Origin of the sequence: Streptococcus sp. 343_SSPC, assembly GCF_001072385.1 — a bacterium.
In the GTDB taxonomy this organism is placed as follows: domain Bacteria; phylum Bacillota; class Bacilli; order Lactobacillales; family Streptococcaceae; genus Streptococcus.
In genome coordinates this window covers 39887-54464 of record NZ_JVKU01000011.1, presented here as the reverse complement: position 1 = coordinate 54464, position 14578 = coordinate 39887, and the positions used below count along the sequence as shown (strand labels likewise).

Sequence of the window (14578 nt, the reverse complement as noted above, 5' to 3'; positions counted from 1 at the left end):
TAAAAAAACTTTCCTTAGGTGAGTAGGGACGTCAGCGAACTTCGTCGAAGTTCCATGACTAATTATTGAGCCTAAGGTCTCAATAATTCCGAGTGCCTGAAACATAATTGTTTCAGGCACTTTTCTCACAGCGGAAAGTTTTAGCTCTACTTGAATGACTCAAAAAATAAGAGTCATTTTTTGAAAATTATCTAGCTGTTTTATGTAAAACAATAGTATGTCTACATTAAAAAAGGAATGGGTGACCATTCCTTTTTGAGTATGGACTTAAACAGGATAAGCTAAGTACTTGAATCTTAAAGTTTTAGCTTTCCTTTAAGAAAATATGTTATAATGAATTAGTAATGATACAAAATCAAGGAGTTTCTATAAGATGATAGAATTGCTTGCCAAAAAGCAGCGACGCCAAATGCGTTTGCTAGAAACATTAATTCGTGAAAAGCGCTGGTTTCATTTGAAGGAACTCGCTGAAATGTTAGATTGTACAGAGCGGTCATTAAAGGAGGATCTTTCAAATTTACGGACGGTCTTTAATAAATTTTTGATTGAATCTTCGACAAATGGTATTAAGATTAGCTATGACGATTCGATTGGGATTGAGGTGGTCTATCATCACTTCTTTAAAGAATCTACAGCTTTCTCCCTCTTGGAATACTTGTTCTTCCATAAGGATGTTTCCAGTGACTTAATTTGTAGACGGTATAATCTCAGCCAGCAATCATTTTATCGCTTGATTCGAAATATCAACCAAATTATTCAGGAAAAGTACAATATTCGAATCACCTTGAATCCTCTAAATGTTGTGGGGGATGAAGTCGATATTCGATTTTTCTATTCCCAGTATTTTGCAGAGCGGTATTATTATTTAGAGTGGCCATTTCCAGATATCAGAGAGCAAGTCATTATTGATTTCATCACCTTCTTCTATAAATTGACAGAAATCCCACTGACTTATTCGATCTTCCATTCCTATAAAATTATGCTGACGGTCTACCTATACCGGATTAAGCAAGGTTATCGAATTGAAGGGGCCAATAATTTTGAACAATACGCCTATCTCTATCAAGAGCTCCCAAAAATCAATGAGATGCTTCGTTATTTTGGTTTGCAGCTGGGTGTAGAATTTAATGAAGAAACCATTGAACAGCTCTTTATTATCTTCCTACAGAAACGCTTCTATTTTACTCCACAGGATTTGATCGACGCTACTGAGGAAGATGCTGTTACAAAAAAATCCTATATTTTAGCCTCTCAATTTCTTGATCACCTGAGTGAATCTTATGGTTTAGAACTTGAGAATTATGAAGAGATGATCATGCATATTCACAACACTGCCTATTTGGAGCGGCGTGAAATCTTTGGTGAATTTCTTCTCTATGATACCAAGAGCTATACCAATGAGGATTATCGAACCCTCTTCCCTAAATTTTATCAGGATGTTGAAACTGGTTTGTATCACTATCTTAAAGAGATGGGCTTTCATGAAAATCCTGAAAACCTCAAGCATCAGATTTATACCGTATTTTCACATTGGGAAAATCTATTGCCTCAACTATTAAGGAGACGGACAGCTGTCAAAGTCTTAATCATTAGCCGATACGATGACCATCATGCCAAGTCCATGATTGATTTCTTAAAATTCTATTGTACGGATAACTTTGAATTTTCACAGGTCATCAAGCATGACTTTAATCTTCATGAACTAGAGCATACCGAATATGATGTCATTGTTGCCAACTTTATGATTCCGAATATCAAAGGGAAAAAATTTATTTGTACAAGTAGTTTGACCCTTTTGGAACTTGTAGAAAAACTGAATGTACTCTTTTATGATTTTACACGTTATGGAGTATAACTGAGCCTTCCCTCCTCTTTTAGGAGGGAAATTTTTGCAACTATGCACCATTTTAAAAAATATGATATAATGGGCATTATTACTATACATTGAGGAGAATATCCATGGAAGACCCTGGCAGTCAGGATTTAATACTGCAATTTGTTTTACTATTTGTATTGACCTTATTAAATGCATTTTTCTCTGCAACGGAGATGTCGATGGTATCGCTGAACCGTTCTCGCGTAGAGCAAAAGGCTGAGGAAGGCGATAAAAAATATATTCGTCTCTTAAAGGTATTGGAAAATCCCAACCACTTTTTATCTACGATTCAGGTTGGTATCACCTTGATTACCATCTTATCTGGGGCAAGCCTAGCTGATGATCTTGGGAAAGTTATCGCTTCTTGGATGGGAAATACGGAGACAGCACGTGCGATAGCTAGCTTCCTCTCACTGGCTTTTCTGACCTATATTTCAATTGTATTTGGTGAGTTATATCCGAAGCGTATTGCCATGAATCTGAAAGATAGCTTGGCTATTCGAACGGCTCCAATTGTGATTTTACTAGGAAAAATCGTTAGCCCCTTTGTCTGGCTCTTATCGGCATCAACCAATCTGGTCAGTCGTCTGACCCCTATGCAATTTGATGATGCAGACGAAGAGATGTCACGAGATGAGATTGCCTATATGCTGGCTAAGAGTGAAACAAGTCTGGATGCTGACGAGATTGAAATGTTGCAAGGAGTCTTTTCACTAGATGAGCTGATGGCGCGTGAGCTAATGGTTCCTCGTACGGATGCCTTTATGGTGGATATCCAAGATGATACCAGAGAAATCATCGAAAGTATCTTAAAGCAGAATTTTTCTCGTATTCCTGTCTATGATGATGACAAGGACAATGTCATTGGTCTGATCCATACCAAACGTTTGCTTAATGAAGGTTTTGTGAATGGATTTGATAACATCGCTCTTCGCAAGATCCTTCAGGAACCACTATTTGTACCGGAAACGATCTTTGTGGATGATCTTTTGAAGGAGCTCCGGAATACACAAAATCAGATGGCCATTTTGCTTGATGAGTATGGAGGAATGGCTGGTCTGGTAACCTTGGAGGACCTTCTTGAGGAAATCGTCGGTGAAATTGATGATGAGACCGATAAGGCTGAAAATGACGTATTTGAAATTGAACCCAACCTCTATATTGTGCAGGGGATTGTGACCCTAAATGACTTCAATGAGTATTTTGATGTGAAGTTGGAAAGTGATGATGTGGATACCATTGCAGGCTACTACCTGACTGGTGTCGGACGGATTCCAGGTCACAAGGAACGCTTGAGTTTTGAAGTAGACAGTATGAAGAAGCATCTGATCCTTACAAATGATAAGGTAAAAAATGGTCGTGTCACCAAGGTGAAGGTTGAGGTCAGTGACCTAGTCGATGAAGATGAGCAAGCGACAAAAGGTCAAGAATAAGAACATCAAATCAGGGAGTTTCCCTGATTTTTTTATGCTCATTTTAGACGGATTTGCATCTCTCATGAAATTCCTTTATAATAAAATAACTAAAGGTTAGAAGGAGATCACAATGAAACAAGAAGAATGGTTAGCAGAGTTTGAGAGGGTTCATGGTCGACCGGCCAATCAGGAAGAAATCCAACAGGCTTTTGGTACGTTTGGAAGTCCAGAAACACAAACGACACCGAATACGCCCGTAAACCCAATCCAATCTCCATTTGAAGGTGCAGCACCTGTTTCCAATCAAGGACAATTTGGAGGCCCCTTACCGTTTCCAGAACAAGCTAAATTTGGAGGAGCAGCGCCAGCCCCAGAACAAACACAGTTCGGAGATGCAGCGCCAACTCCAGAGCAAACGCCATTTGGAGGAGCAGCGCCAACTTCAGAGCAAACACAGTTTGGAGGTGTGACGCCATCACCAGAACAAGCACAGTTCGGAGGTCCAGCTCCGGCCCAAGCCCCATTTGGAGGTGCAAGCCCAGCTCCAAATCAATTCCAAGGTGGAGCAAGTCAGTATCAACATCAAGGACAGGCTTTTGGACAAGGTGGAACTCAGCCACAGGCTCCTGTTCAGGAGGCAGCTCAAACAGGAGCGCCCTTCGCATCTTATAACAACACTCAGATGCAGGGAGGCTACCCAAACAATGGGCAACTGAATTACCAGGCTAATTCCCCATATATGGGACAAGCTCCAATGCCAGGTAAGAAGTCTAAAAAAGGGCTGATTATTGGTTTATGTAGTCTTGTTGCTGTTGCAGTTTTATCTGTGCTTGCATTTTTCTTTTTTACTAAAAATCCAAATAGTATTCAAGGAAAATGGTCGGCTACTCCTGAAATGAAAAAGACAATGAAGTCTGCTTTTGCAGGCACTTTCTCTACTACATCAGATATTTCTAGTGAATTTGTAAAAGATATGGATATGATCGTAGAGGTAAAGGGGAAAAAAGTAACCATCAGTGTGATTGGTAAGATTGATTTCAAGGGAGCTGCAAAGGAACTCTATGATGATGGGGACAATGATTTTTACTCTGTTGAGGATGCCTTAGACTATATCCAAGAAAACAGTGAGAATTCCTATTTAGAGGATATGGGACTTGAAATCGATGTGAAAAAAGGCACTCTTAAAATGGTAGCCTTTGAAGGTGAGGTAGATGAAAAAGATCATCGATTCATTCAGGATGAAGATGCGAGTCATTTCCTTAAATACGATCTCAAGTATAAAATTGAAAATGGAACGCTGAAAGTTTCCGTGGATGGAAATGATTATGGAATTGAATACTCCTTTAAAAAATAAGATATTCGCTTATTTAGGCTCATTGTCAACTGTAGTGGGTTGATGAAAAGTTATACCCTGGAGAGGACCAAATTGGTTCTCTCCTTTTTGATGTTCTTGTTTTCTACAACAAAATAGGCTCCATAATTCCTATGGTGGTTTTATCCACTGCAGAAATTATAGAGCCATAAAATCAGGGGTTTTCCTGATTTTTATACTCATTTTAGTAGGGTTTGCTTCTCCTATGAATTTCCTTTATAATAAAATAAGTAAAGGTTAGAAGGTGATAGTCATGAAACCAGAAGAATGGTTAGCAGAGTTCGAGAGAGTCCATGGTCGACCGGCCAATCAGGAGGAATTCCAACAGCTTTTTGGTCAATTTGGAAGTCCAAAAACACAAGCGACACCGAATACGCCCGTAAATTCAATTCAATCTCCATTTGGAGGTGCAAGCCCAACTTCAAATCAATACCAAGGTGGAACAAGTCCGTTTCAACATCAAGGACAAGCTTTTGGGCAAGGTGGAACTCAGCCACAAGCTCCTGTTCAGGAGTCGGCTCAAGCAGGAGTGCCTTTCGCATCCTATAACAATGCTCAGATGCAGGGAGGTTATCCAAACAATGGGCAACTGAATTACCAGACTAATTCCTCATATATGGGACAAGCCCCAATACCCGGTAAGAAGTCTAAGAAAGGGCTGATTATTGGATTATGTAGTCTTGTCGCCGTTGCAGTTTTATCTGTGCTTGCATTTTTCTTATTTGCTAAAAATCCTAATAGTATTCAAGGGAAATGGTCAGCTACTCCTGAACTGAAGAAAGAAATGACATCTGGTTTTAAAGAAAGTTTCACCTCGACTTTAGATATCTCTAGTGAATTTATTAAAGATGTCGAAATGATTGTGGAAGTAGAGGGTAACAAAGTAAAAATTTCTACATCAGGAAAAGTTGATTTTAAAGGAGCAGCAAAAAAACTCCTTGAAGGCGATAAAAGTTATTTATATTCTATGGAAAATGCATTGGAGTACATTGAGGAACGAAGCAAATGGGGGTACTTGAAGGAAATAGGAGTTGAAATTGATGTAAAAAAAGGAACCATTGATATGGTGCTATTTGAAGGCGAGTTGTCTGAAAAAACTCATGAATTTCTTGTAAATAGTGGTGGGAACTTTGTAATGCAATACAATCTCAAATATAAATTGGTAAACGGAACGTTAACGGTTTATCAGAATGAAGAGGATGATTTTAAATACACCTTCAAAAAATAAGATATTCGCTCATTTAGTGCCCTAATCGGGCACTTTTTTTGTTGATATACGTAGAAAAAAATAAGATAATTAAAAAAATTCTGAATTTCGGCTTGACAGCTTGAAAAATTATCGGTAAGATAGTCAACATAAAAAAACGAAAGCAGAATCTTATGAAAAACACGAACTCCACATTGTTGAATCAAAACTTTTACTTTAGCTACTTTAGATAATGTTTGTAGACATGAACTCATGGATGCAAACGAAACGAGCAATTTGTTTGTATCTATGTGGCTAAGATTTTTGATTGTGGTCCATATAGATGATATCTAAATGGACGGCAATGCTGGCATACTTTTAAGTTTGTGAGGAATGATACCAACCGTTTAGAATCATCTAAACGGTTTTTTGTATTCTGTTTGAATGTTTTAGATAAGGAGACATGTTTCATGAAAATTGTAAAGAAGTTAATTGCACCGGTCCTGGTAGTTGGTCTACTGATGACCTCCCTCTTGACCCTCCACCACTTGAAGACCTCTAAGCATCAAAAGATCAAGATTGGGATTTCCCAGTATATTACCCATAAGTCTCTAGATGCGACTCGAAAAGGCTTTGTCGAAGAGTTAGCTAAACAAGGTTATGTAGATGGAGAAGAGATTGAAATTGATTATCAAAATGCCCAAGGGGAGCAGCGAAATTTGAAAAATATTTCAAATCAATTGTCACAGGAAAGTGATCTTGTATTTGCCATTGCGACTCCATCAGCACAAAGCATCGCCAATACAAGCAAAACGACTCCTGTAGTCTTTTCTGCAGTGACGGATCCTCTGGCTGCCAAGCTGGTCAAGAACTTGGATCAGCCTGGTGGCAATGTGATAGGAACGAGCGACCAATCTTCAGATGCCATTACTACGCAAGTCGATCTGATTCAAAAGGTTTTGCCAACAGCTAAGACAATCGGTATCCTCTATACGCAAAGTGAACCCAACTCAGTCGTTCAAAAAGAGGAAGCCAAGAAGGTTCTTGAGGCCAAAGGCTATCGTGTCGTAGAGAAGACTATCTTAGATAGTAATAATGTAAAGGCAGCGGCTGACAGTTTGATGTCAGAAGTCGATATGGTCTTTGTCCCTACAGACAACATCATTTCTTCCACAATGGAAACCATCAAACAAGTGTCTTTGAAACATCAGGTTCCAGTTATTGGAGGTTCGATTGAAATGGCCCAAGTAGGAGGGCTCTATACCTATGGGACAGACTACACCGAGTTAGGGCGTCAATCTGCTCGGATGGCGATTCGTATCCTGAAAGGGGAAAAGGCAGGCGAACTGGCAGTAGAGGCCCCTAAAAATCTAGAATTGTATGTTAACAAAGAGATGGCTAAGAAATTAGGAATTGATCTCTCTGGTATAAACGAAAAGAAATAGGAGATGGATGATGGATTTAGTATTATCAAGTTTATCTGAAGGTTTATTGTGGTCGATTATGGCCATTGGTATTTTCTTAACATTCCGCATTTTAGATATAGCGGATATGACAGCAGAAGGGGCTTTCCCACTTGGGGCTGCAGTCGTTGCTTCCCAAATCCAAGCAGGGCAAAACCCTTGGATAGCGACCCTCTTCTCGATTTTAGCAGGGATGCTAGCAGGTTTGGTCTCTGGTCTTCTTCATACCAAGATGAAGATTCCAGCGCTCTTAACAGGGATTGTGACTCTGACGGGTCTCTATTCGATCAATATTAAGATCATGGGGGGTGTCCCTAATTTATCCATTGGAGATTCTAGTACCATTTTCAAGTCTGTGATGGGCTTGGGTTTGTCCAATGAGGAGGCAGTCTTTGCTGTTAGTATTGCTTGTTTGTTATTGGTTTGTCTGATTTTGACCCTCTTGATGAAAACCCAGATTGGTTTGGTTCTTCGTTCGACTGGTGACAATATCCCGATGAGTGAGGCCAATGGGGTGAATGTGGACACCATGAAGATTTTCGGTTACATGATTTCCAATGGTTTGGTGGCATTGTGTGGGGCTCTCTTCGCTCAGACAGATGGCTTCTCAGACGTGACTTCTGGTACAGGGACCATCGTCGTAGGTCTCAGTGCTGTTATTTTAGCAGAAGTCTTGATCCATGATTTGACCATTGGAGGACGCTTGCTTTCGATTGGAGTGGGGGCAATTGTCTACCGCCTCATTATCCTCAATATCTACGAAATTCCAAACCTAGACCAAAACTTGGTCCGTTTGTTTAACGCCATTCTCTTGGCCTTGGTCTTGTTCGCACCAGAAGCCCAGAAACGTCTCAAGATTCGTGGATTAAAATTAACCAGCAACTAGAAGGAGAAGATAAATGGCAACATTGTTAAAAATTGAAGATATCCATAAGACATTCGAAGCAGGTACGGTCAATGAAAACCATGTTCTCAAAGGCTTGGATCTGACAGTAGAAGAAGGAGATTTCATTTCCGTCATCGGAGGAAATGGAGCTGGGAAATCGACCTTGATGAATATTCTGGCAGGTGGCCTGCAAGTGGACCAAGGAGATATCCTTTTAGAAGGAAAATCCATTAAGCAGACTAGTGTTCGGAAGCGTGCCAAGGATATTGCGCGTGTTTTCCAGGATCCTAAGATGGGGACGGCTTCCCGCTTGACCATTGAAGAAAATATGGCCATTGCTAAAAAACGTGGAGCAAGACGGGGACTCAGTTGGGGGGTCAAAGAAAAAGACCGCGAAGAATTTAAAACGGCTTTGAAGGAACTCAATATTGGTTTGGAAAATCGCCTCAAAGTGGACACGCAATACTTATCAGGGGGACAACGGCAAGCTTTGACCTTGGTCATGGCTGCCTTGGTCAAACCAAAACTCTTGCTACTGGATGAACATACCGCAGCGCTCGATCCCAAGACCAGTGAAATGGTCATGGAATTGACGCAAAAAATCGTGGAAAGTCATGATTTGACAACCTTGATGATTACGCATGATATGAACCATGCCATCGCATATGGCAATCGGTTGATCATGCTCTACCAAGGCAAGATTGTGGTCGACGTTAAAGGGGAAGAAAAAAAGAACCTGACGGTTGAAGACTTGATGCGCCTTTTCCATCAGAACAGTGGTGAAACCTTGGTGAGTGACGAATTGGTATTAGGATAAACTAAAAGAGAGTGGGACAGAAATCGGTAATTCGTTAGAATTCGATTTCGTCGTCCCACCTCCGCACAGTTGAGTAGGGCTGTAAAAGCTGATGAAATCAGCGTAGTAGAGCCCACTCAACCACTGCGTCTTGCACGACAATCCAAAGACAATTGAGAGGCTAGGACTTTTGTCCCAGCCTCTTTCAGATTGATGACAAAGTCATCTCAGAAACTTTTCTTAGGTGAGTACGGACGTCAGCGAACTTCAAAGAAGTTCCATGACTTAGTTTTGAGCCCCTTCGCTTTTCAATTTTTTAGGCTCAGGCTAAAACAGTTCCCCGAACTGTTTTACTCTCAAAACTCCCGAGTGCCTGAAATAATTGTATTTCAGGCACATTTCTCACGGCGAAAAGTTTCAGTGTATGTTTGAATGAACCTTGAAAAAAATATCATTTTCATTATTTTGCATCAATTAGGTTGTTTGATTTAAAAAACAGTTTGTCTACATTCTAAAAGGATGGAGATTCCATACTTTTTATTGATCTTGTTAGCTACATCAAGCTAATCGGTTTTCTTTTTCTCTAGGAAAGTAGCTGCGAGAACAAGGCTAAGTCCTGCTAAGAAGAGTAGGTATGAACGTTGTTCCTGATTGGTTTTTGGAAGTTGTTCATATGAAGCATCTCCTTGTTTGGAATTTGGAACACTAGTCAGAGTGTTTCTGATATCAGTTGGATGAGTAGACTCTTCAACTAGAATGTTCCCGTTTTGAACCATTCTTCCTGAGACGATAGGCTCAACTTTTTCATAGGAATCTGGACTAAGGGTTCCGACTTCTGGTTCCGACTGGTAAACAATGGCATAGGTTCTTAACTCTTGTGCCATGAATTCAATCATGCCCTCTCGTAGTGTAAATGCTACTGCTTGGAGTTCTTGATTAGGAGTCAAGACATAGACTTGCTTCACTTCTTTTGATAGTGGAAGTCGTACCAGTACACTTCCTTTTACTGGAACTGGATTCCCTTCTTTATCCTTGAGTTGAAGGTTGAAAGCATCGTAGGTTTTGCCAAAGAGACCTTGGTCAAGGACCTTTTGAATCTCTAAATGACTGTCACTACCAATCTCATTTTCTCCACTAATGACCTCTACCTGGCTTGCTTGGTCTTTTAGTACTCGAAGGACATATTCAGGTAGAGAGTGGATAGCTGCCTCCTGTCCAGCAGTGCCGATTGGCTCTGTGTACTCAGGAAGGGTCACTACAGGAGGTTCTTGGTCTCCCAAACTTGTCACAATAGCAGGTAACAGAGAGACGACCGGACTAGTGATGGTCTTTCCTCGGATGGCATAGGCTGTGATGAGCTGAGTTTGTTTTTGATGAGCAGTTTCTGGGATCGGCAATTCAACTTGCTGGTCCTTAATCGCTAACACTCGATTTCCATCTGATAGGGTGACGTGGGAATCATCGGTTTTCTTGAGGAAAACAGGATCTTTTTCCCCAGGGAAATGAAGGGCAATAGCATCCCACTCCCCAGACGGAAGTGTGAGGGTAATCGTCTGATCGCCTGCTTTTATTGGGGCCAGGCTTGGAGTATCGAGGGATACTGTTGACGGCTTCAAGATGTCAAATGAATCCAGAGAAATCATCTTTCGGTCATCTGGAGAGTTAGGATCGACTGTCAAGGTGAGGATATGATCTCCATTGCTTAAGTTTGTATACTCGCCAATCAACACATTCTTTTCATAGTCAGCACTTGAGTAGAAGTCCAAACTTGGCATTTCTTTTCCATCTATGGTGACTAAGGCTTTTCCATAGTCAGAAGATTTTAAGCCGTAAATACGAATACCTGTACCAGTGAATGGAATGGTTGCTTTGGCCTCAGCATACTGAGATGGATCCACGTTTTGGAGAGTCGCGTATTTTTCTGTCGTTTGATATAAGCCTGATTCGCTCCAGTCCTTGAACAAGGAGCCATAGTGGATACGAGGATCTCTGTCATCCATCTTTTCAACAGTCGCCCCTTGACCTGGATAGATTTTAAAGTAATCTATGGAAATTTTTGAGCGTTCATTCCCTCGGTTCAAATGCTCCTTCTTCACGGTTAGAGTCAGAAGGTGCTCTCCATCAGGAAGTCCTGTAAACCGACCGATTAGAGCACTTTTTTCCGTCTCTCCCGATGTGTGGAAATCTAGGTCTCCTACTTTCTTGCCATCGATTTGAACTTCCGCTAGGCCTAATTCAGATGATTTGAGGCCATAGATTTCAATACCTCGTCCATTAAAAGTAATCCTAGCAGTGGCATCGTTGTCAGAATAGCTATCGACAGTTAGGTCAGCATATTTTTCAGTTCCTGCAAATAGGTCAGCGTCTTCCCAGTTATGGAAGGCAGGACCATATTGAACACGAGGATCTCTGTCGTCCATCAATTCGACAACTGGTTGGATTGACGCAGATTCGGATGCTTGCCTTGAGTGCTCCCCAATCATGGCTCTAACAGAATAGCTATAGCTATGGAGAGAATCGATGGAGCGATCGATGAAATGAGTGACATTGGTTAGGAATTCCTTGATAGAAGGAGCGTCACTGCTTTCATCTTTGCTTTCTCGACGGATGACATAGTGGGTCGCATCTGTAACCGGATTGAAATCGAGTTCAGCTGTTACAGCATCTTTTCTCACAGCAGATAGGCGAGTGACCTGCTCTGGTAACTTTTCAAAGGTGATCTGATCCCCTTTTTGAGTGGCAATCTGAATCCGATTGCCCTTCAGAAGAGTTGGATTGATTTCTTTCCCGTTAATCTTGACAATACTCGATTCGATGTCTGGATAATCGACCACTAAATCTCCACCTGCATGGGAAAGGAAAGCTAATGTCTCAAGATTTTTTTCTTTCCATTTCATGCTGACTTCAAAGTTGCCACGGGCCACGAGACCTGAGACTTGACCGTCTTTCCAAGCATCTGGAAGGGCTGGTAATGGGGCAATATAGCCTGTGTGAGACTGAAGGAGCATTTCTGCCATCCCACTGGTTGCACCAAAGTTCCCATCGATTTGGAAAGGCGCATGGGTATCCCAGAGGTTTTCTAGAGTTGAAGATTTTAGCTGTTCTGCCAATAAACGATGAGCGCGGTTTCCGTCTAAGAGACGAGCCCAGAGGTTAATTTTATTAGCCTTGGACCAACCTGTTCCACCATCTCCACGATGGTTCAGGGTTGCTCGTGCGGCCTCCAGATATTCAGGCTGGTCCTTATCAAATAGAGTACCTGGGAAGAGTCCAACTAGATGAGAAACGTGACGGTGGTGGTTTTCAATGCCTTCGTTGGTGAATTGAGGACTGTCTTCCTCGTACCATTCCTTGATACGGCCGTCTTGGTTGATGTGGAGTGGTTTGAGCTTGTCAAATTTAGCCTTCACTTCTGTCACCAAATCTTGGTCGACATTGAGGTGATTGGCTGCCTCCATATAGTCGTGGAAGAGTTGCCAAACTAGAGATTGGTCGAAAGTATTTCCGATCGTGATAGTACCATGCTCTGGCGAGTAAGACGGAGAAGAAACCCAACGGTCACTAGCCTTGTCGTAGTGCAAGAAGGAATTCCAGAACTTGGTTGTTTCCTTGAGCATTGGGTAAATCTTTTCTTTGAGATAAGCCTCATCCTTGGTGAATTTATAGTAGTCATAGACATTCTGCATCATCCAAGCATTGGCAGCAGGAGACCAACCCCAATAATAATTCCAACCAGGAGTAGTCCATCCAAATGGTGTCGCCTGAGTATGAACCAGCCATCCATTTTCCTGACCTTCTTTGGATTCGATACCGGCATATTCTTTAGCAGCAATACGGCCATAGTAACGCATGTCATCGATATAATTGATCATTGGCTTAGCCGTTTCTGCAAGATTACTCATGTAGGCAGGCCAATAGTTCATTTGTAGGTTGACATTGAGGTGGTAATCAGCGTTCCAAGGTGGATTATCTACAGCATTCCAGACACCTTGCAAGTTAGCAGGAAGGGCATCTGTCCGGTCACGAGAAGAGCTGATGAGGAGGTAACGGCCGTATTGGAAGAAGAGCTCTTCTAGTTCTTGTCCTTTTGTAGGATCATAGGTTTGGAGAGCTTCTTTTGTCGTTTGGCTAGACTTATTACCACCAAGATTTAGTTGAACACGATTGAAGAGACTTTGATAGTCCTTGATGTGGTTATTTTTTAGAGTTTCATAATCTTTTGTCTTGGCAGCTTCTACGATAGACTTAACAGTATTTTCTACGTCAATATCCTTGCGGTAATTGGTTTTTGGATTTTGAGCATAATTAGTCTTGGCACTGAGTAAAAGGGTCGCATAGCTGGCTCCAGTGACAGTCAAATAGCCATCTTGGGCAGTGACTTGTCCATCTGTCTTGATTCCAAGATAAGAGGCAAATTGAAGACCATTGTCTTTGACAGTCCCCTTGAGCAAGATACCATTTGAATCGGTCGTGACTGCCCCTTGTTTATACTTCGAATATTCCCAAGAGTAGTCACCATTCGCAAGTAAATCCTCTGTCAAGCTATTCCAAAGGGTAAAATCGAGGGTCTTATCCCCTTTTTTACTCAAATGGGTCACAGTAACATCATCCGGATAGCTAGAGAAGGTTTCGCGTTTAAAGGTGGTTCCATCCTGGCTATAAGAAGTAGTTGTGATAGCTTCGGTAATATCTAAGTCACGGTGATAGTCGGTAACGTTCTCCAAACCTTTCTTTTGGTTGTTAAAGACCATGAAGATATCACCGAAAGATAAGTAGCGTCCGTATTGAGCGTTGTTTGGTCCTACTAGATTTTCTTCGGCTAACTGTTTCGCTTTTTGGCGGTCTCCGGCTTCAAGGGCCTTACGGATTTCTGCTAAGACTTTGTAGCGATCTTGGTAGTTTCCTCCGTTGTAGTCGGTGCTATCCGGTTGTGGTCCACCAGACCAAAGAGTTTTTTCGTTGTATTGGATTCTTTCCTCGCCGATGAGTCCGAAAACCTTAGCGCCCATTTCTCCATTTCCGACTGGGAGAGCTTGCTTTTCCCACCCATCATAGCTAGCAGCAGCAGGTTGATTGTAGCTTAAATGATAATCTGTTTGTTTGGCCACGGGAGTCTCAACTTTCATAGTTTCCCTTTCTTCATTTGGCTCAATCGAAGTAGTCGAAGTGGCTGTATGCTTGCTTTGAACTTCTGTATCAGGTGACGAGCTTTTTTCTTCAGAAATAGGAGCGCTATACGGATTTTCTGGTTTGGCTTCTCCGGTTCCATCAATCGGGCTCTCTATGGCTGGGGCAGCTTCAAGGTGGTTGCTTTCGTTTTGGCTTCCAACAATACTATCAGCACCTACCTGGTGTGAGCCGAGAAAAATGGCTCCTAATAAAACAGAAGCCGTACCAACAGTTAGTTTGCGGATACTATAACGACAGGATTTTTCCAAAAATCTTTGGTCCATAGAACTCTCCTCTAATTTTTGAGACCGCTTACATTTTTAGTTAAAGACAGTCCCTTCATATTTATTTCTATCATATCCAATTTAATAGGGAAACAGGAAAATGTCAATAGCTTTTAGGTAAGATGCATATT

8 protein-coding genes are annotated in these 14578 nt (G+C 41.5%); 7 read left to right on the top strand and 1 reads right to left on the bottom strand.

Annotated features, from left to right (window positions below; genetic code table 11):
- Positions 1–373: 373 nt before the first annotated feature.
- The 7 genes from ADH27_RS02390 (at position 374) to ADH27_RS02360 (ending at position 9015) form a co-directional block, all read left to right on the top strand.
- Positions 374–1855 carry a M protein trans-acting positive regulator PRD domain-containing protein gene (locus tag ADH27_RS02390; protein ID WP_048715384.1) on the top strand — a complete coding sequence of 494 codons (1482 nt, stop codon included), beginning with the start codon at positions 374–376 and terminating at the stop codon, positions 1853–1855.
- Between the two features lie 104 nt (positions 1856–1959).
- Positions 1960–3309 carry a hemolysin family protein gene (locus ADH27_RS02385; protein ID WP_023027140.1) on the top strand — a complete coding sequence of 450 codons (1350 nt, stop codon included), beginning with the start codon at positions 1960–1962 and terminating at the stop codon, positions 3307–3309.
- 112 nt (positions 3310–3421) lie between these two features.
- On the top strand, positions 3422–4645 hold the full coding sequence (locus tag ADH27_RS02380) for a hypothetical protein (RefSeq protein WP_048715381.1): 1224 nt from the start codon (positions 3422–3424) through the stop codon (positions 4643–4645).
- A 271-nt stretch (positions 4646–4916) separates the two neighbouring features.
- On the top strand, positions 4917–5891 hold the full coding sequence (locus tag ADH27_RS02375) for a hypothetical protein (RefSeq protein ID WP_048715379.1): 975 nt from the start codon (positions 4917–4919) through the stop codon (positions 5889–5891).
- Between the two features lie 428 nt (positions 5892–6319).
- Positions 6320–7294 (top strand): ABC transporter substrate-binding protein, encoded by a 975-nt coding sequence (locus tag ADH27_RS02370; protein WP_048715377.1) that lies wholly within the window; start codon positions 6320–6322, stop codon positions 7292–7294.
- A gap of 10 nt (positions 7295–7304) precedes the next feature.
- Positions 7305–8198 (top strand): ABC transporter permease, encoded by an 894-nt coding sequence (locus ADH27_RS02365; protein ID WP_048715375.1) that lies wholly within the window; start codon positions 7305–7307, stop codon positions 8196–8198.
- A 13-nt stretch (positions 8199–8211) separates the two neighbouring features.
- Positions 8212–9015 (top strand): ABC transporter ATP-binding protein, encoded by an 804-nt coding sequence (locus tag ADH27_RS02360; RefSeq protein ID WP_048715373.1) that lies wholly within the window; start codon positions 8212–8214, stop codon positions 9013–9015.
- Between the two features lie 542 nt (positions 9016–9557).
- Here ADH27_RS02360 and ADH27_RS09830 read toward each other — a convergent pair.
- Positions 9558–14447, bottom strand: coding sequence for a glycosyl hydrolase family 95 catalytic domain-containing protein (locus tag ADH27_RS09830; RefSeq protein ID WP_082160968.1), 4890 nt, complete (start codon positions 14445–14447; stop codon positions 9558–9560).
- Positions 14448–14578: the final 131 nt, after the last annotated feature.